This window comes from Microbacterium sp. P5_E9 (assembly GCF_054049175.1).
On record NZ_JBFUMV010000011.1, the window covers coordinates 76,766 to 97,959 of the forward strand.

Sequence of the window (21,194 nt, forward strand, 5' to 3'; positions counted from 1 at the left end):
ACAGGCTCAGGGACCAGTGAGGCTGCAATCATGAAGAGACTGCGCATCGAGCACGCGACCGGGTTCTCGTACCAGGGCGAGGTGTCGGCCTCGTACAACGAGGCGCGGATGCTGCCGAGCTCCACCGACAGCCAGTTCGTGCTGAGCTCGGCGCTCGAGATCGAGCCGTCGACCTCGGTCAACCAGTACGTGGACTACTTCGGCACGCGCGTCGCGGCATTCGACGTGCTGTCGCCGCACGCGGAGCTGAACATCACCGCGCGGTCCCTCGTTGAGGTGCGCCCGCGCCCGATGGAGCACCACGACCTCAGCTGGGATCGGCTCGAGCGCGAGGTCGGCCGATCGATCGAGACGATCGAGCAGCTCGGCCAGAGCGCGCGCACCAAGCCGCACGCGGAGGTGGTCGAGATCGCCAAGTCGATCGCGAGCCGCTACGAGCGACCGGGCGAAGCCGCGCACGCGATCGCCGCGGCGATCGGCGACGCCGTCGAGTACATGCACGGCATCACCGGCGTGCACTCCACGGCCGGCGAGGCCTGGGAGGCCCGCAAGGGCGTCTGCCAGGACATCGCGCACATCACGCTCGGCGCCCTTCGGGAGGTCGGCATTCCGGCGCGGTACGTGTCGGGCTACCTGCACCCCAAGAGCGAAGCCGAGGTCGGCGTCGCCGTCGCCGGGGAGTCGCATGCCTGGGTGGAGTGGTTCGCGGGGGACTGGCAGGGCTTCGACCCGACCAACAACGTCGAGATCGGCGATCGGCACGTGCTGGTCGGCCGCGGCCGAGACTACAGCGACGTGCCGCCGCTGCGCGGCGTGTACGCCGGTCCGTTCAAGAGCCACCTGCACGTGAAGGTGACGATCACGAGAGAAGCGTGAGCTTCGCTCGTGATGGGCGGATCGGTTCCTGAGTAGGCGCGCAGCGCCGTATCGAAGGGCGATCACCCGCGAGGCGTAGTCGCGCTGCCGCTGGCGGGGATTGCGACCGCGAGCAGCCCGCTCCCCCCGCCCCTGGTGGAGCCCTGCGGCGACTGCTACCGTGTGGCCGTGGCGACGAGGGGGGCGCGGCGCCGCGAGTGGGTTCGTGACTCGCGCTGTCTGCCGACTGTCGCGCCGGCAGCGGATGCCGACGCGCCACGGGGCGTGGGACGGCCAGGGCCGGCGAGGTAGATCGCCATGGAGAATCCCTTTGTCCGGACCCTGCTGACGGGAGACTTCGGGGATCTCACGCTCCCTCTGCCTGAATCCGTCTGAACGGCACGCTGAGAAAGGCCGACACATGCCCCAGTACCTCACCCCCGGCGTCTACGTCGAAGAGATGCCCGTCGGCGCCAGGCCGATCGAAGGCGTCGGAACCTGCGTCGCCGCGTTCGTCGGAGCGCTCGACGACTCCGAAGCGCCGATGGGAATCCCGACCGTCGTCGACAACTGGACGCAGTACACGAACCTCTTCGCGAGCGAAGGACCCAGCTCTGCCCTCACGCTCGCCGTGCACGGGTTCTTCCTCAACGGCGGCCAGCGCTGCTACGTGCTGAACGTCGGCGAGGGCGGATCCCTGACGGGAACGCCCTCTCATCCGGGCCTGTCTGCGTTCGAGCACATCGACGAGATCACCATCGTCGCCGCGCCCGGATTCACGGATGCCGCGTCCTACGACGCGGTGCTCAGTCACTGCGAACGGATGAAGGACAGGGTCGCCGTGCTCGACGCGTCGGCGACCGTCGCCGACCTGAACGACCTGACGAAACCAGCGACCGCATCGTCGTCGTCTTCCCATTCGTCTGGTTCGCCAGCGTCGACCGGCGGCGAGGCCGAGGCCGAGAGCGACGCAGAGGCTGGAGGCGAGTCGTCATCAGCGGCATCGAGTTCGCACTCCTCGCAACGCAGTTCGACCGGCGGAGCCGCGCCGCGGCAGTCCGAGTGGGGCGCGGTCTACTTCCCATGGATCAAGGTCGTCGATCCGCTGACCGACCGGGTCGTCGATGCGCCGCCCTCCGGACACGTCGCCGGTGTCTGGGCGCGCACCTATGGCAACCGGGGCGTGCGCAAGGCCCCGGCGAACGAGACGTTACGCGGCGCGCTCGACATCACCCAGGCGCTCACGCCGAGTGAGCAGGGGCTGTTGAACTCGGCTGGGGTCAATGCGATCCGCAGCATCAAGGGGAGCATCTAGGTCTGGGGTGCTCGAACACTGGCGGGCAGCAGCGGAAATCGTGGGTGGGTCAGGCGGAGGGTGCGTCGGGGTCGAGCGCCTTGAGCGTCTCCTCCTCGGCCGGGTTGTCGGCGACCAGCTGCTCCTCGGTCGTCTTGTCGCCACCGGTCGGGTTCTCGGCGTCCTCGGTGCCGGTCGGGTTCCGTGCGGGTTCGGTGCCGGTCGGCGTCTCGATGTCTTCGTTCGGGTCGACTCGTCGCTCATTCATGACGCCACGCTAGGTCGCTGCGGGCGACCTCGACAGCCCGTTGACGCCGGCCGCGGCGTCCGGTAGCACCCGCCGGTCAGCCCAGGCCCGCCACCAGTTCGGCGAACACCTCGGCGGCGTCGTCATGGCGCGCGAGCCCGGCGGACTGCCCCGCCCACAGCGACTGCAGGTCGCCGTACCCGCGGCGCAGCGCCTCGGTGCGCACCGGGCCGAGCAGCCAGCCTTGCGCCGGGAACGGCAGGATCGCCCCGGCAGCCTCGATCTGCCGGATGAGCCGATTCGGGATGCCGCGGGCCAGCCGTCCCGTCACCGCCCGGGTCAGCACGGTCTGATCGTCGGCGAGTCCATTCAGCCCCGCGCGGTGCGCGTCGCTCGCGCCCGACTGCCGGGTGCGCAGGAAGGCCGTGCCGACCTGCACGCCGGTGGCTCCGAGGGCGAGTGCGGCGGCTACTCCGCGCCGATCGGCGATGCCGCCGGCCGCGATCACTGGCACGTCGACGGCGTCGACCACCTGCGGGACGAGCGCGAACGCCCCGACGAGCGACTCCTCGGCGGGGCGCAGGAACGAGATGCGGTGTCCGCCGGCCTCGAGCCCGCTGGCGGCGATGGCATCGACTCCGGCGTCCGCCAGTAGGCGCGCCTCGGCGACAGTCGTTGCGGTGCCGACGATGCGGATGCCTCGGGCCCGCGCTGCGGCGAGAGCCGCGGCATCCGGAATCCCGAAGACGAAGCTGAGCACCGCCGGGCGCGCCTCGAGCGCCGCCTCGAACTGCTCGTCGAAGTCGGGGAGGAACCGCTCGGGCGCGGCCGTGGGAAGGTCGAGCCCGAGTTCGGCGTAGAGCGGGGCGACCAGCTCGAAGGCGGACCCGAGGTCGACGTCCTGCGGCTGTGCCTCATCGCCGATCGGCACCCACAGGTTGAGGGCGAACGGCCTCGCCGTGGCGGCATGCAGCTGCGCCGCGGTCTCGGTGATGCGCGTGGCGCTGTAGCCGTAGAGGCCGTACGAGCCGAGGCCGCCGGCCTCGCTCACCGCCGCGGTGAGCGAGACCGACGACATGCCGCCGAATGGGCCGAGGACGATCGGGTGCTCGAGTCCGAGAAGTGCCATCACCCCAGCATGCCGGTGCCGGTGGGCTGCTGTCTCGGTATGACAGCGGCGCCCGTCTACCGGCCGGAACGTTGGACCTGTCAGTCGAGCGGTGTCGGCACCGCGTCGGATTGGAGAGGCTGGATTTCAGCCGGGCGCCTCCCGCGGCCGAGCGAGATCGTAGCGACCAGACCGAGGGCGAGGAATCCGGCGGCCGCGAATGCGGCGTACTTGGTGCCGTCCGAGAGTGCCGCCTTCGCGTCCTCGGCGATCGCCTCCGTCTGGGGTGAGGCCTCCAGGCCCGCGATGGCGCCCCCCGCCGAGTCGACGACGGCGGACACGACCTGGTCGCGCTGATCGGCGGGGATGCCGCGGTCGTCGAGCTTCGCGTCGAGCACCGTCGCCGTGCCGGCGAACAGGATCGTTCCGAGGACCGCGATCCCCAGCGCGGCGCCGAGCTGCCGGGAGGTCGACTGGGTACCCGATGCCTGTCCGCCTTCGGCCACCGGCACGTCTGCCAGTACGACTCCGGTGAGCTGGGCGGTCGCCAGGCCGACACCCAGCCCGTAGATGAAGAGGAACGGAAGCAGGAGAGCCCACGATGTGTCGGGCGCGATCACGAGGCCGATGGCCGCGACGCCGACGATCTCGGCGACCAGACCGGCGCGGACGATCGTCACGGGTGCGAGCCGTCCGCTCATCGCGCCGGCGAAGCCGCTTGCCACGAAGGACCCGATCGCCAGTGCGAGGAGGATCAGCCCCGTCTGCAGGGCGCTGAGCCCGAGCACGAACTGCAGCCAGAGCGGCAGCGCGAGGATGATGCCGAACTCGCCCAGCGAGACCACGAGCGCGACGATGTTCCCGTTGCGGAAGGACGGCACGCGGAACAGGTCGAACGCGATCAGCGTGGAACGACCGGCTCGGGTGCGCCGCATGCCCCACCACACGAACGCGGCCCCGCCGACGGCGGCGACCGCGAGCGCGATCGGGACGGGGGAGATCTCCCAGGTCCACGTCCAGTCGCCGATGCTCAGCTGAGATTCGCTCCGCCACCAGCCGAGGCTGCGGCCTTCGATGAGCGCGAACACCAGGGCGGACATCGTCACGACCGAGAGCACCGCGCCCACGACGTCGACCCGATCTCGGGTCTGACCGCGTGATTCCGCGACGGTCAGCAGCACGCCGACGATGATGATGATGCCGAGCGGGACGTTGATTCCGAACGCCCATCGCCACGAGAAGGCCGTCGTCAGCCAGCCGCCGAGGAGCGGGCCGACCGCGGCCATCCCGCCGATCGTCGATCCCCAGACCGCGAAGGCGATCGTGCGCTCGCGACCGCGGAACGTCGCGTTGAGCAGCGACAGGGTCGCCGGCAGGATCATCGCGCCCCCGACGCCCTGCACGAAGCGGGCGGCGATGAGCAGCTCGCCGGATGCCGCGAACGCCGCGGCCACCGAGGCCGCGGCGAAGATGACGACGCCGACCAGGAGCATGCGGCGTCTGCCGAAGCGATCGGCAAGGCTGCCGAAGACGAGCAGCAGGGAGGCGAAGACCAGGGTGTACGCCTCCTGCACCCACTGCACCTGCGTCGATGTGATGCCGAGGTCGTCGACGATCGACGGGATTGCGACGTTGACGATCGTCGAGTCGACGATGATCAGCGAGACGGCGATGCTGATGAAGACCAGCCCCGCCCAGCGGCGGCGAGTGAAATCGATCATTTCGCTAGCTTATCTAGCGAAATGATCGATGGGGGTCATCAGCGAGCGCGCGGTGTGTACCGGCGCGGCGCGTGGGTGCGCGCAACGAGGTCGCGCAGCGCCTCGAGCGACCCGGTAACGAGCCCCGCGGCCCGCGCCTGCACGAGCAGATTGCCGAGGGCTGTCGCCTCGACGGGTCCGGCGAGCACGGGGAGCCCCGCCCGGTCCGCGGTGCGCTGGCAGAGGAGCTCGTTGAGGGCGCCCCCTCCGACGATGTGGATCGTCCGCACGTCGACCCGGCCGATGCGCCCCGCCTCGACGGCGGTCTCGGCGAAAGCCTGGGCGAGCGACTCGATGATGCTGCGGGCGTACTCCGCGCGTGTCCGAGGCGCCGCGATGTCATGCTCGGCGCACCACTCGTCGATCCGCGCCGACATGTCGCCCGGCGCCAGGAAGCGTGGATCGTTGATGTCGAACACGGGGACCGCGGTGTTGACCTCTTCAGCGGAATCGAGCAGGGTCGGCAGGTCGATCGGGTGGCCTTCGCGCTCCCAGGTGCGGACGGCCTCGCTCAGCACCCACAGCCCCATGACGTTGTGCAGCAGCCGCACCCGGCCGTCGACGCCGCCCTCGTTCGTGAAGTTCGCCGCGAGGGCCTCGGGGGTCAGGACGAGGTGGTCCACCTCGACCCCGACGAGCCCCCACGTGCCGCAGGAGATATAGGCCGCGGCATCCGCTCGCATCGGCACGGCGACGATCGCAGAGGCGGTGTCGTGCGAGCCGACCGCGGTGACGGGGGTCGCTGCCCGTGCGCCGATCGCCGCCGCGATGTCGGGCAGCAGAGTTCCCACACGCTCGCCGGGGGAGATGAGGGAGGGGAGGATGCCGCGAGGGATGCCGAGGGCACGGATGAGCTCTTCGTCCCAGGTGCCATCGAGCACCCGGACGAGGCCCGTGGTGGAGGCGTTCGTCTGCTCCGCGCGCGCCTGGCCGGTGAGCCAGTAGGCGATCAGGTCGGGAATGAGCAGAGCAGTGTCGGCGAAGTCGAGGATCGAGGCGGGTTCGGCGGCGTACTGGTAGAGCGTGTTGAACGGGAGGAACTGCAGCCCGTTGCGTTCGAAGAGCTCGGCGTGCGGCATCCGTTCGTGCACCGCCGCGACGCCGCGCTCGGTGCGCGCATCGCGGTAGTGGAACGGGTTGCCGAGCAGCCGCCCGCCGCGCAGCAGGCCGTAGTCGACCGCCCAGGAGTCCACGCCGATGCTGGCGATGCCGGGCTCGGCCCGGAACGCCTCGCGCAGCCCCTTCGTCGCTCCCGCGTACAGCGAGAGGATGTCCCAGTGCAGGCCGTCCGGGGTCTGGACCGGGTTGTTCGGAAAGCGCGTGACCGTCGACGCGTCGAGCGTGTCGGGCCCGACGTGTCCGACGATCACGCGGCCGCTGGTCGCGCCGAGGTCGACCGCCGCGACCGCGCCCGTGCTCATCGGAGGAAGGCGGCGGCGACGCCGGAGTCGACCGGGATGTGCAGGCCGGTGGTGCGGCTCAGCTCAGGTCCGGTGAGGACGTAGACGGCGTCGGCGACGTTCTCCGGCACGACCTCGCGCTTGAGGATCGTGCGGTTGGCGTAGTACTGGCCGAGGTCCTCTTCCTTGACGCCGTAGGTCGCGGCGCGGTTGGCGCCCCAGCCGGCGGCGAAGATGCCCGAGCCGCGGACGACGCCGTCGGGGTTGATGCCGTTGACCCGCACGCCGTGCTCGCCGAGCTCGACGGCGAGGAGGCGCACCTGGTGGGCCTGGTCGGCCTTGGTCGCCGAGTACGCGATGTTGTTCGGGCCGGCGAACACGCTGTTCTTCGACGAGATGTAGATGACGTCGCCGCCGAGCTTCTGGTCGATGAGCACCCGTGCGGCGGCCTTCGACACCAGGAACGAGCCCTTGGCCATCACGTCATGCTGCAGGTCCCAGTCCTTCTCGGTGGTCTCCAGCAGCGGCTTCGACAGCGACAGTCCGGCGTTGTTGACGACGAGGTCGACCCCGCCGAACGCGAGCACGGTGGCGTCGATCGCGGCCTGCACGCCGGCGGCGTCGGCGACGTTCGCGGCGACGCCGATCGCGACATCCGTCCCGCCCAGCTCGGCGGCCGCCGCCTGTGCCTTCTCGAGGTCGAGGTCGGCGACGACGACGCAGGCGCCCTCGGCGGCGAGGCGGGTGGCGATCGCCTTGCCGATTCCGGATGCCGCGCCCGTGACGAAGGCGATCCGGCCCTGGTGGGTCTTGGGCTTGGGCATCCGCTGCAGCTTGGCCTCTTCGAGGGCCCAGTACTCGATGTTGAACTTCTCGGCGTCGCTGATCGGCGCGTAGGTGGAGAGCGCCTCGGCACCGCGCATGACGTTGATCGCGTTGACGTAGAACTCGCCGGCGACGCGGGCGGTCTGCTTGTTGGCGCCGTAGGAGAACATCCCGACACCGGGGACGAGCACGATCAGCGGGTCGGCGCCGCGGATCGCCGGGCTGTCGGAGGTCGCGTGCGCGTCGTAGTACGCCTGGTAGTCGGCGCGGTACTCCTCGTGCAGCTCCTTCAGGCGGGCGAGCTGCTCTTCGACCGTGGCCGTCGCGGGCAGGTCGAGCAGCATCGGCTTGACCTTGGTGCGCAGGAAGTGGTCGGGGCAGCTCGTGCCGAGCGCGGCGAGACGCGGGTGCTCGGCGCTCGCGAGGAAGTCGAGCACGACGTCCGAATCGGTGAAGTGCCCGACCATGGGCTTGTCGTGCGACGCGATGCCGCGGATCGTCGGTGCGAGGGCGGCGGCGCGGGCGCGGCGCTCTTCGTCCGGCAGGGCCTCGTAGCCTTCGAGAGCGGCACCGAACGGCGCGCTGCGACCGTGCTCGGCGATGTACGCGGCGGCGGTGTCGATGATCCACAGCGAGTTCGCCTCGGCCTCGGCCGAGGTGTCGCCCCATGCGGTGATGCCGTGACCGCCGAGGATGCAGCCGATCGCCTGCGGGTTCGCCGCCTTGATCTCGGCGATGTCGAGGCCGAGCTGGAAGCCGGGGCGACGCCACGGCACCCAGACGACCTTCGCGCCGAACGCGGCCGCGGTGAGCGCCTCGCCGTCGGCGGCGGTCGCGATCGCGATGCCCGAGTCCGGGTGCAGGTGGTCGACGTGCGGCGCATCCACGAGGCCGTGCATCGCCGTGTCGATCGACGGGGCGGCGCCGCCCTTGCCGTGCAGGCAGTAGTCGAACGCGGCGACCATCTCGTCTTCGCGCTCCACGCCGGGGTAGACGTTCACGAGCGCGCGCATGCGGTCGAGCCGCAGCACCGCGAGCCCTGATTCCTTCAGCGTGCCCAGGTCGCCGCCGGAGCCCTTGACCCACAGCAGTTCGACCGGCTCGCCCGTGACCGGGTCGGTCTCGGTGCCCTTGGCGGACGTGTTGCCGCCGGCGTAGTTGGTGTTCTTCGGGTCGGCGCCGAGGCGGTTGCTGCGCGCGATCAGTTCGGCAGCGGTGGGGTTCGTCATGGGGAGATCCTTCTCAGGGTGGTGGGAGGGCCGGCCGGTCAGGCCGGGCCGGGGGCGGCCGCGAGGCGGTCAATCGTGGCGGGGGAGAGCTCGAGGATGCGGGCGGCGAATCGGTCGAGGGATGCCGCGGCCGCAGCCTGATCGGGATTGTTGAGGTGGCCGTGGCGGGTGCCCGGCTCGGTCGAGACGTCGACCTCGGTGCCGGCCGCGAGGAGCGCCGCCGCGAACGCCTCGCCGGAGACGCGCAGCTCGTCGACCTCGCCGTTGATCATGATCGTCGGCGGGAAGCCGGTCAGGTCGGCCGTCGTCGCAGCGCCGGGCACGGCGAAGATCTCGGCGCCCTCGGCCGGGCCGCCGAGGTAGTTCTCGTACATGCCGAGCACGGCGGCCGGGCCGAAGCCGTCGGCGTCCGGGTTGGCGTCGAGTGCCGCGCGGAGGGCGGCATCCGGTGTGCCCTGCACGGCGTGGAGGGTCGGGTAGGCGAGCACTGCCAGCGCGGGGACGCGGCCGCCGTTGTGCAGCAGGCGCAGCGTGGCGCCCGCTGCGAGGTTGCCGCCGGCGCTCGCGCCGCCGAGCGCCCACGGGCCGGCTGCCAGTCCAGACTCGCTCGCCCACTCGAACGCGAAGGCGGCCTCTTCGGAGGCCACCGGGTAGTGCGAGCCGCCCTCCGGCCGCTCGATGCCCATCGCATCGGCCCAGACCTGCGGCAGCGGCGCAAGGCGGTAGTCGACCGAGACCACGACGATGCCGCGGTCGGCGAACTGCTGGGCGACCCAGTCGCCCTCGGGCATGTCCAGGTCACCGCCGGCGAAGCCGCCGCCGTGCAGCCAGACGAGTCCTGAACCCGAAGGCGCATCGGGGGTGTAGATCCGGACGCCGAGGGGTCCGTGCGGCCCGTCGAGCGTCCGGTTCTCGGCCGCTGCGGTCATCAGGCTCCCCAGCCGGCCTGCACGCCGCCGACGCGGTCGGCTTCGATCTTCTGCTGGTAGCCGGATGCCGCGAACGCGGCCATCGGGTCGGCCGGGAGTCCGCGCGACTCGCGCCACTCGGCCAGGGCCGGGCGGACGTCGGTGTAGAACGCATCCATGAACACGGCGTTCGCGGCGAGCACGTCGTTCGCCGACTGCGCGGCGGCGAGGGCGTCCTGGTCGATCAGCAGTGCGCGAGCGGTCATCTCCTGCACGTTCAGGACGGAGCGGATCTGACCGGGGATCTTCGCCTCGATGTTGTGGCACTGGTCGAGCATGAACGCGACGTCCGGGTTGTTGAGGCCGCCGCCGCGGATGACCTCGACGATGATGCGGAACAGCTGGAACGGGTCGGCCGCGCCGACGATGAGGTCGTCGTCGGCGTAGAAGCGGGAGTTGAAGTCGAACGAGCCGAGCTTGCCGAGGCGCAGGAGCTGCATGACGATGAACTCGATGTTGGTGCCGGGCGCGTGGTGGCCGGTGTCCAGGCAGACCATCGCGCGGTCGCCGAGCGTCGCCACCTGCGCGTAGGACGTTCCCCAGTCCGGAACATCGGTGTGGTAGAACGACGGCTCGAAGAACTTGTACTCCAGCACGAGCCGCTGCTCGCCGCTGAGGCGGTCGTAGACCTGGCGGAGCGAGTCGTTCAGGCGATCCTGGCGGGCGCGCATGTCGGTCTGGCCCGGGTAGTTCGAGCCCTCGGCGAGCCAGATCTTCAGGTCGCGCGAACCGGTGGCGTCCATGACGTCGACGCACTCGATGTGGTGGTCGATCGCCTTGCGGCGGATCCGGTCGTCCTCATGGGTGAGGGCGCCGAACTTGTAGTCCTCGTCCTGGAAGGTGTTGGAGTTGATCGTGCCGAGCTGCACGCCGAGGTCTTCGGCGTGGCGGCGCAGCGCGCTGTAGTCCTCGACCTTGTCCCACGGGATGTGCAGCGCGACGCTCGGGGCGAGCCCCGTCACGCGGTTGACCTCCGCGGCATCCGCGATCTTCTCGAAGGGATCGCGCGGGGTGCCGCCGGTCGTCCACACCCGGAACCGGGTGCCGGAGTTGCCGAACGCCCACGAGGGCAGCTCGATGCCCTGCTGGGCGAGCGTGGACTGGACGTCGGGGGAGAGGATGCTCACGATGCGTCGCTTTCTTCATTGAGGGGGACGGAGGCTTCGAGCTGGGACTCGAGGTGGAAGATCTCGGTGAGGGGGGTGGCCGCCTGGTCGGGCCGGCCGTCGAGGCCGACGAAGAACCGGCCCATCTCGGCTTCCCAGCGGGCAGCGACGGGGGATGCCGCGAGGTACGCCTGCGCGGCCGCATCGTCGTCGGTCTCGTAGTAGCCGATGAGGCGCCCGGCGTCGGCGAGGAACAGCGAGTAGTTGCGCCGGCCGGCGGCGGCGATCTCGGCGAGCATGTCTGGCCACACCGGCGTGTGCCGGGCGATGTACTCGTCCAGCAGCTCGGGCGCGATCTGCAGCTGGAAGCAGACGCGGGTCGGGGCGTTGCTCGTCATCGAGGTCCTCTTCGGGCGGGGCGTGTGCGCGGGGAAAAATGAATCGTTTCATTATGAGGGGAAACGCGGTGATTTCGCAAGTCGCGGGACGTTCCGGGTAGCGTTTCAGCCGGCGCGCACGCGCCGATCGACGACGCGAGGGAGCCGCGATGGAGCAGCACGAGCGGGCGTTGGCGGCGTATCTGGAGTCGGTGCGCGACGCGCCGGGAACGCTCGCCGTGGTGGTGGTCGGCTCCGTCGCGCAGGGACGCGAGCGGGTGGATTCGGATGTCGATGTCTACCTCGTCGTCGACGAGGAGCGGTTTGCCGAGGCATCCGCCGCCGATCGGTTCGCCTGGGTCGACCGGTGGGACCTGGACTATCCCGGCTCGTACATCGACATCAAGCTCGCGAGCCTGTCCTACCTCGAGGCAGCTGCGCAGGGCGCCGACGATCCGACCCGGGCTTCGTTCCTCGGCGCTCGGATCGCGTTCAGCCGGGTCGATGGCCTCGATCAGGTCATCGAGCGGATCACGACCCTCCCCGACGAGGCCTGGGCGGACCGCGTCCGCTCGCACGTCGCCCAGGCGCGCCTCTACGGCGGGTACTTCCTGCAGCAGGCGGTCGAGCGCGAGGATGAGTTCCTGCGTCGTCATGCCGGCCTCCACCTCGCTCTGGCCGCAGCCAGGGCCGCACTCGCGGCCGATCACACCCTCATGCAGGGGCCGAAGTACATCTCGAAGCTCGTCCGCGCCGTTCCCAGCCCAGACGGGTTCGTCGAGGTGTGGGAACAGGTCGTGGCCGATCCGGGCATCGAGAACGCGCGCGTGCTCATGACGATGCTGGACGGATGGCTCGGCGACGACCTGACCCCCGATCAGGCGCTCTCGATCTTCATCCGCGACAACGAACTGGCCTGGCTTCGCAAGACCATCCCCGCGGAGTTCTGGTGAGCCGGACACGATTCACCCCTTGACGGCTCCGCTGGTCATTCCCGCGACGATCTGCCGGTTGAAGAAGATGTACATGATCAGCATCGGGATCGTGGTGAGCAGGATGTACATGAACAGCAGGTTGAACTGGCTCACCGCTTGGCTCTGGAAGTTGTAGAGGCCGAGCTGCACGGTGGGGTTGTCGTTGCCGGGGAGGAAGTAGAGCGGGCCCTGGAAGTCGTTGAACACGAACACGGCCTGCACGACGATCACCGTGACGATGACGGGTCGCAGCAGCGGGAGCACGACGCCGAAGAACAGTCGGAGGGGCCCCGCGCCGTCGATGATCGCCGCTTCGTCGAGCTCTTTCGGGATGCTGGCGACGAAGGCGCGAAAGAGCAGCACGCAGAACGCGAGCCCGAACGTGGCCTCGATGAGGATCATGCCGGGGAGGGTTTTGAACAGTCCGATGCCCTGCAGCACCCAGATCGTGGGGACCACCGCGGGCGGCACGATGAGCGCGGCGAGCACGAGGAAGTTGACGAGCGGGTTGAGCCTCGAGCGCTTGCGCTGCAGGATGTAGCCGACCATCGCAGCCAGCACGACCATGATCGTGCAGCTGGCGATCGTGAGGACCGCGCTGTTGAGGAACGCCCACAGCACCTGGTAGTCGTTCTTTTGGAGCACCTCGACGAGGTTCTGGAAGAACAGCCACTCGGTCGGCCAGCTGAACGTGACGAGCCCGGCCTCTTTGGGGTTCTTGGCGGCCTCCAGCACCACGAACAGGAATGGCACCAGGAAGACGACGACCGAGACGACGATCGCGATGACCCCGACGAGGTACTTGCGCATCCAGCGGCGGACCGTCATCGGCCGCCGATCGTCCTTCGGCCGGCGACCGCCGCGGCTGTCAGCGGTCGTGATCGCTTCGGTGAGGGTCACAGCTCCGTCTCCTTTCGATTGAGGAACCAGGACACCGGCAGCATGACGGCGATCACCACGATGAAGAGGATGACGTTTCCCGCGGTGGACAGGCCGAAGAAGCCGGCCTGGTACTGCTTGTAGATGACCGACGCGATCACATCGCTGGTGAACCCGGGGCCGCCCTTGGTCATCGCCCAGATCAGGTCGAAGGAACGGAGGCCGCCGATCAGGGACAGGATGATGACGGTCGCGGTCGCCGGCTGTACCAGTGGCAGCGTGATGTTGCGGAAGATCGACCAGGAACCAGCGCCATCCATTCGCGCGGCTTCGAAGTACTCGTGCGGGATCGCGACGATCCCGGCCATGAAGATCAGCGTGGCGATGCCGACGCCCTTCCAGATGTCCACGCCCGCGACCGTGAGCAGGGCGAGGCTGGGGTCGGTGTACCAGCCGGGTTCGGGCAGGTGGAAGAAGCCGAGGATGTTGTTGACGATGCCGTGGAAGGGGTCGAGCAGCGCCTTGAAGGTGAGGCCGACGCCGATCGTCGAAACCAGCACCGGGAAGAAGATGACAGCGCGCAGATAGCCGCGTCCGAAGATCGGGCCGGTCAGCAGCAGCGCGAGTGCGAGCCCGAGCACCACCTTCGAGGCGGAGGTGACGAAGCCGTAGATGAAGGTGTTGACGAAGCCCTGGACGAGCTGGGGTTCCTGGAAGAACTGCACGAAGTTGTCGAACCCGATGAACTGCACGTTGAAGAGCGTCCAGCGGGTCAGCGAGAAGTAGAACGATGCGAACGTCGGCACCGCGAAGAAGATCATGAACAGCACAGCGGCGGGGATGTAGAACCACGACGGATACGGGCTCTTCATGCGCTTGCGCTTGATGGGCGGCTTGGTCGTCCCGGCAGCGGGAGGGGCCGCTCCGGTCGGCGTGACGGTCGTCGTCATGTCTCACTCCTCTTTGAGTGGGGGCCGGCGGCGTGCGCCGCCGGCCCCGGTTTGCCTGATCTCAGCAGATCCGGCGCGGGATCACCAGCCGGGGAGTCCGAGCTGCTGGGCCTGCTTGACCACGTCGTCGTCGTACTGCGCGGCACCGTCCTTGGCGGAGGTGATGCCGGAGCCGACCGCGACCGTGATGTTCTCGAGGTTCGGTCCCTTGATCGGGGAGAGGAACTCGAGCGCGGAGCCGGTCGCATCGGCGTCGAAGTACGCCTGGATGTCGGCGATCAGGGCGGGAGCGTCGCTCGGCAGCGTGCACTCCGTCGTCACGTACGGGCCGGCAGCGCCACCCGCCGAGTTCTGAACGTCGCAGCCGTCCTTCGAGTTCGCGAACGCCAGGAACTTCTTTGCGGCGTCGAGCTTCGCGCCCTCCGTGGTCTTGGCGATGTAGAGCGCGTTCGGCTGCCAGATGGTGATCGCCGTGTCAGCAGCGTCGGCGGCCGGAAGAGCGAACACGCCGATGTCATCGACGTTCTCCGGTTCGTTCTGCTGCACCGTCGCGATCGTCACCGACAGCATCGGGTACTGGGCGCCCTTGCCGGTGGCGAGGGCATCCATCGCCTGTGCGTTCGTCATCGAGGGGTAATCCTCGTTCAGCAGACCCTTCGCGAGGACCTCCGCCTGGTGCTCGAAGCCCGCGAGCGCCGGCTGGTCGACATACTTCGCCTTGTTGTTCGTGTAGTCGTCGGCCCAGTTCGGGTCGACCTTGTTGATGTTGGCGAAGTCGCCGAGCACGAACAGCTGGCTCGTCCAGGTGTCGCCGAAGGACTGCAGAATCGGGGCGACGCCATTGCCTTCCGCCTTGATCTTCTCGCTGTTCGCGATGAACTCATCCCACGTCGTCGGCACCTCGAGTCCGAGCTGCTCGTAGACCTTCTTGTTGTAGAGCACCGCACCGGCGAACGAGGTGCCCCACGGGGCACCGTAGAGACCGTTGTCGGTCGAGACGACCTTCTTGAAGTCGTCGGTGAGGGTGCTCACCCACTCCTGGTCGCTGAGGTCGACGAGGGTCTGGTCGGGGTTGAGCGCCTGCAGCAGTGAGCCCGAGTTGTAGTGGAAGACGTCCTCCATCGACTCGGTCGACAGCTTGGTCTTCATCAGGTTGTCACCCTCGGTGCCCGCCGGCTGGGTCACCAGCTCCACCTTGATGTCGGGGTTTGCCTTCTCGAACGCCGCGATCAGGGCCTTCGCCGCATTGGCGTTGGCGTCGTCGCTCTGCGTCAGGTAGGTGATCTCGGTCTTGCCACCGTCGCTGGCGTCGCCGCTGCCACCGGCGCTGCACGCGGCGAGCGGCAGTGCGAGAGCAATCACCCCCGCTGAGACTGTGAGCACTCTCCGGGAAAGGGAGTTCTTCATTCTTTTACCTCCTCGTAAAAGCTGGGCGGTCCAGTCCGCCCTCGCTGCGCTGCGATTCTGGACGGTTCGTGATTGAAACCATTCAGCTTCCGTAACGTACGGCTCGCGCGGTGTGCAGTCAACAGATAATTGAAACGCTTCATCACGATCCGATAACGCGAGCGGGACTTCGTCTGCAACTGTCGCCGTTCGATTGACAATCGATCGTGAATCGTTTCAGGATGGGACGGCGCTTCGCGAGGATGCCGAGCGCCGAAAGGATCCCCGCCATGTCGGCTGTACCCGAATCCACCATCCTGGACTCCTCGACGAAGGTCGGCGGACTGCGCTCCCAGTACGGGCCAGGGCTGCTGGGAGTGCCTCGCGAGGGACTCCGGCTCAGCTGGCGCGTCGAGTCCGATCGCGCCGGCACGAGGCAGGTGGCGTACGAGCTCGCCTCGTCCGCTGAGGGAGCTGAGACGGTCTCGCACGGCGTCGTCGACGGCGCGGCATCCGTCGGCATCGCGGTCCCTGGGGCGCTCGCCCCGCGTGAACGCCGCGAATACTCCGTGCGGATCGCGACTGCCGAGGGCTGGACGGACTGGAGCGACACTCTCGTCGTCGAGGCGGGAGCGGACGGCCCCGACCTGGCCGCGCGGGTCATCGGCATCCCGAGCGAGCTGGGCGGACCCGTTCCGCTGCTGCGCCGTGAGTTCACGCTCGCATCGGCGCCGTCGTCGGCGCGCCTGCGCCTGAGCGCCCTCGGGCTGGTCGACGCGTGGATCAACGGCGTCCGCGCCTCCGACGCCCTGCTCACGCCCGGCTGGACCTCGTACCAGGAGCGCATCCTCGTGGACACCGTCGATGTCACCGGACTCCTTCGGCCGGGGGTCAACGTCATTGTGCTGGCGGTCGGCGAAGGCTGGTATCGCGGCAGCTTCGGCTTCGCCCGTCGCACGTCGATCTACGGTGACCGCATCGGCGCGCTCGCGCAGCTCGAGGTGGACGGCGAGGTCGCCATCGTCACCGATGCGACGTGGACAGGCGGATTCGGGTCGGTGCGATCCGCGAGCATCTACGACGGCACCGAGATCGACCTGCGCCTGGCCGAAGACGTCCACGCGGCGGGCTTCGCCGCGGAAGGGTGGACGACGGCCGAGGTTCTCGAGACTGACGCGACGCTGTTCGAGCCGCGCATCGCCGAGCCGGTGCGTGTCGTGGCGGAGCTGCCGATGCAGGCCTGGGCGCACGGGGGGCGCACCATCCTCGACGCGGGGCAGAACATCTCGGGCTGGGTGCGCTTGACGGTGAACGGCCGGGCCGGGAGCACCGTGACCATCCGCCATGCCGAAGTGCTCGAGCCCTCCGGCGATCTGCACACGGCAGCGCTCCGCAGCGCCAAGGCGACCGACGTCTACATCCTCGACCGCGACGGCGAGCACGTGCTCGAGCCGGTCTTCACCTTCCACGGCTTCCGCTATGCGGATGTCGTCGGCGCCGAGGTCGTCTCGGCCGAGGGCATCGCGATCTCGAGCGATCTCGCGCCGCGGAGCTCCTTCCACTCGTCGCATGCCGCGCTCGACGGGTTCCACTCGAACGTCTTCTGGTCGCAGCGCGACAACTTCGTCTCGGTGCCGACCGACTGCCCGCAGCGCGACGAGCGCCTCGGCTGGACGGGCGACGCCCAGGCCTTCAGCGCCACCGCGTCGACCCTGATGGACTCCGAGTCGTTCTGGATGTCGTGGATGCGCGACCTCGAGATCGACCAGACCGACGAAGGTGGCGTCTCATCGGTCGTGCCCGACATCATCCGTCCGGTGGACATGCTCATGGGTGGCGTGCCGACCGAGAACATGGGCCGGGCCGGGTGGGCGGATGCCGCGACCATCGTGCCGCTCGCCGTCTACGAGTCGTACGGCTCGGACGAGATCCTCGTGCGCCAGCTCGACAGCATGCGCCGATGGGTCGACCATCTCCGCCGCCGTGCCGGCGACGGCGTGGTGCTCCCGACCGAGCCGTTCCAGTACGGCGACTGGCTGGATCCAGACGCCCCTGGCGACCGCCCCTGGGAAGCCAAGGTCTCCAGCGACTATGTCGCGAATGCGTTCTACGTGTGCTCCGCGCGGCTGCTCGCGCAGGCGGAGCGCCTCGTCGGCGATCCGGAGCGCGCGGCCGACTACGAGGACCTCGCCGGCCGCGTCGCGACGGCGACTTTCGAGACCTGGGGCGACGTCGCCATCACGACGCAGACCGGAGCCGCTCTCGCGCTCGAGTTCGATCTCGCACCGGCTGAGCGACGCGAGGGCATCGCCGCCGGACTCGCCGAAGACGTCCGCCGCGAGAACGGCCGTATCGCGACCGGCTTCCTCGGCACGCCGCTCGTGCTCTTCGCGCTCTCGCGCAACGGCTACCTCGATGAGGCCTACCTCATGCTGCTGCGGCGAGATGCGCCATCCTGGCTCTACCAGGTCGATCGCGGTGCGACGACAGTGTGGGAGCGGTGGGACGCGATCCTTCCGGACGGCAGCATCCACTCCGGCGCGATGGACGCGATGCCGAGCGAGGAGGCGGATCGCGAAGAGGGCAGCATGCTCTCGTTCAACCACTACGCCTACGGCGCGATGATCGACTGGGTCTACCGCACGGTGGGCGGCCTCGCCCCGGATCCCCTCGACCCGGGCTACCGGACGGTGCACGTCGCCCCTCGGCCGGCCGAAGGCCTCGACCACGCGAGCGCATCGATCGAGACCCGGCTGGGACGCTTGGCGATCGACTGGCGGGTTGTCGACGATGTGTTCGAGGCGACTCTCGAGGTGCCGTTCGGCGCTCGCGCCGTGCTCGACCTGCCGGTCAGCGACGCCTCGATCATCACGATCGACGGGGCCCCGGCATCCGGCGATCTGTCCCACGGCACGCATCGGATCGCGGTGACCGCGCCCGCGGTGGCCCGCCCGAGCGCCGTCGCCGCCGTCTGACCCGAACGACCGAGGAACGACAGAGGAATGGCATGACCCACCTGACCACGCGCGTCATCGTCGATGCGCCGTACCGGAGCGACACCGTCGCTTCGGCCAAGCCGACCATCGGCTGGATCACCGAGACCGATGCCGCGGACTGGCGTCAGGCTCGGGCGGAACTGCAGCTCGACCGCGCCGGCGCTGTCGCGTCGCACATCGTGGAGGGCAGGGCGTCGACCCAGATCGCGTGGCCGTTCGCCCCGCTCGCCCCGCGTGAAGGGGTGGCGTTGCGCGTCCGCGTGACGGGAGCGGACGGCGCTCAGGGCGAGTGGAGCGAACCGCGGCGGATCTTCGCCGGGTTCCTCGCGGACGAATGGAACGCCGCGACGATCGGGCTCGCCGCGCCGGCGGAGATCGGCCAGCCGGGCTATCTGCGCACGGAGTTCGACGTGGCATCCGAGGTGACGCGGGCGACGCTCTACGCAACGGCCGTCGGCGTGTACCAGGTCGCGCTCAACGGCGCGGATGTCGACGACCAGGTGATGAAGCCGGGGTGGACGCCGTTCCAGTTCCGCACCATCCACGAGACCACCGATGTCACCGCGCTGGTGCGCGACGGACGCAACGCGCTCGGCGTGCGGCTCGCGGGTGCATGGGGAACCGAGCGCTTCGGCTTCCGCGAGAACGCCCGGCTGATCTACGGCGACCAGCCGCGATTCGCCGCACAGCTGCTGCTCGAGTTCGCCGATGGGCGCTCCGAGTGGGTCAAGACCGATGACTCCTGGCGCGGATCGACCGGCCCCATCACGGTGAGCGGCCTTTATGACGGTGAGCATTTCGACGCCCGCCGCGTGCTGGTCGACGCGGATGGCCGGGGATTCGCCGACGCCGGCTACGACGAGTCGGGCTGGGCCCTCGTCGCCGAGCAGGACCCCGTGGTGGTGCCCGAGGCGCGGGTCTCGCCGTTCGTCCGTCGGCTCGAAGAGCTCGCCGTGGTCGAGGTGATCACGACTCCTTCGGGCAAGACGGTCCTCGACTTCGGCCAGAATCTGGTGGGCCGGCTGCGGCTGCGGGTGACCGGGCCCGCCGGCACCGAGATCGTCCTGCGCCACGCCGAGGTGCTCGAGCACGGCGAGCTGGGCACCCGGCCGCTGCGCGACGCCGCCGCCACCGACCAGCTCACCCTCGCGGGCGGTGAGATCGAGTGGGAGCCCGAGTTCACGTTCCACGGGTTCCGCTATGCCGAGATCTCCGGATGGCCTGGCGTCTTCGACCCGTCAGCCGTCACGGCCGTGGTGATCCACAGTGACATGGAGCGCACCGGCTGGTTCGCGACATCCGATGTCCTTGTGAACCAGCTCCACGAGAACGTGGTCTGGGGCCTCAAGGGAAACTTCCTCTACGTGCCGACGGACTGCCCGCAGCGCGACGAACGCCTGGGCTGGACGGGCGACATCCAGGTGTTCGCTCCGACCGCCAGCTTCCTCTACGACGTGCGCGGGTTCCTCGACTCCTGGCTGCGGGACCTCGCCCTCGAGCAGGCCCACGAGGGCGGGATCGTGCCCTTCGTCGTGCCGAACGTGCTGGGGTCTGCCCGTCCCGCCGCCGCGTGGGGGGATGCCGCGACCGTGGTGCCCTGGGTGCTCAACGAGCGCTACGCCGATGTGGCAACCCTCGAACGGCAGTATCCGAGCATGAAGGCCTGGACCGATGTGCTGCTCGACATCGCCGGGGACCGCCGGCTGTGGGAGGGGAGATTCCAGTTCGGGGACTGGCTCGACCCGGACGCTCCGCCGGACCAGCCGGCGCGGGCGAAGACCGACGGCGACATCGTCGCGAGCGCCTACCTGTTCCGGTCGGCGGATGCCGTGGCACGTGCTGCGCGTCTCCTCGGTGATTCGGCGGATGCCGAGCACTACGCGGCGGTCGCGGAGGAGGTGCGCGACGCCTTCCTAAACGAGTACGTGACGCCGTCCGGCCGCATGGTCTCCGACGCGCAGACGGCGTACGCGATGGCGATCGTCTTCGAGATCGCCCCCGCCTCGCTCATCCCGGCGCTGGGCGCTCGCCTGGCCGAGCTCACTCGCGAGTCGGGCTACAAGATCGGCACCGGGTTCGTCGGGACGCCGATCATCCAGGACGCGCTGACGCGCACCGGGCACCTCGACACCGCGCGGCGCCTGCTCGTGCAGACCGAGAACCCCTCGTGGCTATACCCGGTGACGATGGGCGCGACGACGATCTGGGAGCGCTGGGACTCGATGCTCCCCGACGGCACGATCAACCCGGGCCAGATGACGTCGTTCAACCACTACGCGTTCGGCGCCATCGGCGACTGGCTGCACCGGGTCGTCGCGGGGCTCGCCCCCGATGCTCCCGGCTACGAGCGAATCCGCATCGCGCCGCACCCGCTGGACGGCATCGATTCCGCCTCCGCCGAGCACCTCACCCCCTACGGCCGGGCTCGTGCGGCCTGGACGCGCACCGGCGGCCGCATCCTCATCGAAGCCACCATCCCGCCCAACACGACCGCCACGGTCGAGCTGCCGGACGGGCGCACGTTCGAGGTGGGTTCGGGGATCTACGAATGGGAGGTGGATGCCGCGCCCGCGGCGCTGCCGCCGGCTCAGGTCGGATTCGACTCGAGCCTCGCGGCGGTGATCGACGATCCGGAGGCGTACCGTCTCATCCTCGACGTGCTGGAGGCGGGGAAACCCGTTGCCGCGCACGCGTTCAAGACGAACATCCAGTGGAAGCCCGGCCGCGATCTCGGGGAGGCGATCTTCCACCAGACCGGCCCGGAGCTGCAGCAGCTGATCGCTGACCGACTGGCCGAGCTGTCCGCGGCGCGCGCGCAAGTTCTGCGATGATCACCACCA

General features: G+C 69.3%; 16 protein-coding genes. 5 read left to right on the forward strand and 11 right to left on the reverse strand.

Going from position 1 to position 21,194, the window contains the following annotated elements; all coding sequences use genetic code 11:
- Positions 1-30: 30 nt before the first annotated feature.
- On the forward strand, positions 31-876 hold the full coding sequence (locus ACXJ3V_RS14015) for a transglutaminase family protein (RefSeq protein ID WP_457100935.1): 846 nt from the start codon (positions 31-33) through the stop codon (positions 874-876).
- A 400-nt stretch (positions 877-1,276) separates the two neighbouring features.
- Positions 1,277-2,170, forward strand: a complete 894-nt coding sequence (locus ACXJ3V_RS14020; RefSeq protein ID WP_457100936.1) for a phage tail sheath subtilisin-like domain-containing protein — start codon at positions 1,277-1,279, stop codon at positions 2,168-2,170.
- A 49-nt stretch (positions 2,171-2,219) separates the two neighbouring features.
- On the opposite strand, the gene ACXJ3V_RS14025 is transcribed toward ACXJ3V_RS14020, so the two are convergent.
- The 8 genes from ACXJ3V_RS14025 to ACXJ3V_RS14060 all read right to left on the reverse strand — a co-directional run bounded on the left by ACXJ3V_RS14025 (position 2,220) and on the right by ACXJ3V_RS14060 (position 11,190).
- The gene (locus ACXJ3V_RS14025; protein ID WP_457100937.1) at positions 2,220-2,417 is read right to left on the reverse strand and encodes a hypothetical protein; all 198 of its coding nucleotides are present in this window, start codon (positions 2,415-2,417) and stop codon (positions 2,220-2,222) included.
- A 76-nt stretch (positions 2,418-2,493) separates the two neighbouring features.
- Complete coding sequence (locus ACXJ3V_RS14030) at positions 2,494-3,525, reverse strand: NAD(P)H-dependent flavin oxidoreductase (RefSeq protein ID WP_457100938.1); 1,032 nt, start codon at positions 3,523-3,525, stop codon at positions 2,494-2,496.
- 80 nt (positions 3,526-3,605) lie between these two features.
- On the reverse strand, positions 3,606-5,225 hold the full coding sequence (locus tag ACXJ3V_RS14035) for an MFS transporter (RefSeq protein ID WP_457100939.1): 1,620 nt from the start codon (positions 5,223-5,225) through the stop codon (positions 3,606-3,608).
- Positions 5,226-5,263: 38 nt separating this feature from the next.
- Positions 5,264-6,685, reverse strand: coding sequence for a rhamnulokinase (locus ACXJ3V_RS14040; protein WP_457100940.1), 1,422 nt, complete (start codon positions 6,683-6,685; stop codon positions 5,264-5,266).
- Entirely contained in the window at positions 6,682-8,718 is a 2,037-nt protein-coding gene (locus tag ACXJ3V_RS14045; protein WP_457100941.1) for a bifunctional aldolase/short-chain dehydrogenase, read from the reverse strand. The genes ACXJ3V_RS14040 and ACXJ3V_RS14045 overlap by 4 nt, the downstream gene beginning before the upstream one ends.
- A gap of 38 nt (positions 8,719-8,756) precedes the next feature.
- On the reverse strand, positions 8,757-9,647 hold the full coding sequence (locus ACXJ3V_RS14050; RefSeq protein WP_457100942.1) for an alpha/beta hydrolase fold domain-containing protein: 891 nt from the start codon (positions 9,645-9,647) through the stop codon (positions 8,757-8,759).
- Complete coding sequence (gene rhaI / locus ACXJ3V_RS14055) at positions 9,647-10,813, reverse strand: L-rhamnose isomerase (protein WP_457100943.1); 1,167 nt, start codon at positions 10,811-10,813, stop codon at positions 9,647-9,649. The genes ACXJ3V_RS14050 and rhaI overlap by 1 nt, the downstream gene beginning before the upstream one ends.
- Complete coding sequence (locus tag ACXJ3V_RS14060) at positions 10,810-11,190, reverse strand: L-rhamnose mutarotase (RefSeq protein WP_457100944.1); 381 nt, start codon at positions 11,188-11,190, stop codon at positions 10,810-10,812. Before ACXJ3V_RS14060 ends, rhaI begins: the two co-directional genes overlap by 4 nt.
- Positions 11,191-11,339: 149 nt before the next feature.
- On the opposite strand from ACXJ3V_RS14060, the gene ACXJ3V_RS14065 reads away from it, so the two are divergent.
- Positions 11,340-12,122, forward strand: coding sequence for a nucleotidyltransferase domain-containing protein (locus tag ACXJ3V_RS14065; RefSeq protein ID WP_457100945.1), 783 nt, complete (start codon positions 11,340-11,342; stop codon positions 12,120-12,122).
- Between the two features lie 12 nt (positions 12,123-12,134).
- On the opposite strand, the gene ACXJ3V_RS14070 is transcribed toward ACXJ3V_RS14065, so the two are convergent.
- The 3 genes from ACXJ3V_RS14070 to ACXJ3V_RS14080 form a co-directional block, all read right to left on the reverse strand.
- Complete coding sequence (locus ACXJ3V_RS14070; protein WP_457100961.1) at positions 12,135-12,971, reverse strand: carbohydrate ABC transporter permease; 837 nt, start codon at positions 12,969-12,971, stop codon at positions 12,135-12,137.
- 68 nt (positions 12,972-13,039) lie between these two features.
- Positions 13,040-13,972 (reverse strand): carbohydrate ABC transporter permease, encoded by a 933-nt coding sequence (locus ACXJ3V_RS14075; protein WP_457100946.1) that lies wholly within the window; start codon positions 13,970-13,972, stop codon positions 13,040-13,042.
- Positions 13,973-14,053: 81 nt separating this feature from the next.
- The gene (locus tag ACXJ3V_RS14080) at positions 14,054-15,334 is read right to left on the reverse strand and encodes an ABC transporter substrate-binding protein (RefSeq protein ID WP_457100947.1); all 1,281 of its coding nucleotides are present in this window, start codon (positions 15,332-15,334) and stop codon (positions 14,054-14,056) included.
- Between the two features lie 314 nt (positions 15,335-15,648).
- On the opposite strand from ACXJ3V_RS14080, the gene ACXJ3V_RS14085 reads away from it, so the two are divergent.
- Both ACXJ3V_RS14085 and ACXJ3V_RS14090 read left to right on the forward strand, forming a co-directional pair.
- The gene (locus ACXJ3V_RS14085) at positions 15,649-18,333 is read left to right on the forward strand and encodes a family 78 glycoside hydrolase catalytic domain (protein WP_457100948.1); all 2,685 of its coding nucleotides are present in this window, start codon (positions 15,649-15,651) and stop codon (positions 18,331-18,333) included.
- A gap of 32 nt (positions 18,334-18,365) precedes the next feature.
- Positions 18,366-21,185: a family 78 glycoside hydrolase catalytic domain gene (locus tag ACXJ3V_RS14090; RefSeq protein ID WP_457100949.1), complete on the forward strand. Its 2,820-nt coding sequence runs from the start codon at positions 18,366-18,368 to the stop codon at positions 21,183-21,185.
- Positions 21,186-21,194 lie beyond the last annotated feature (9 nt).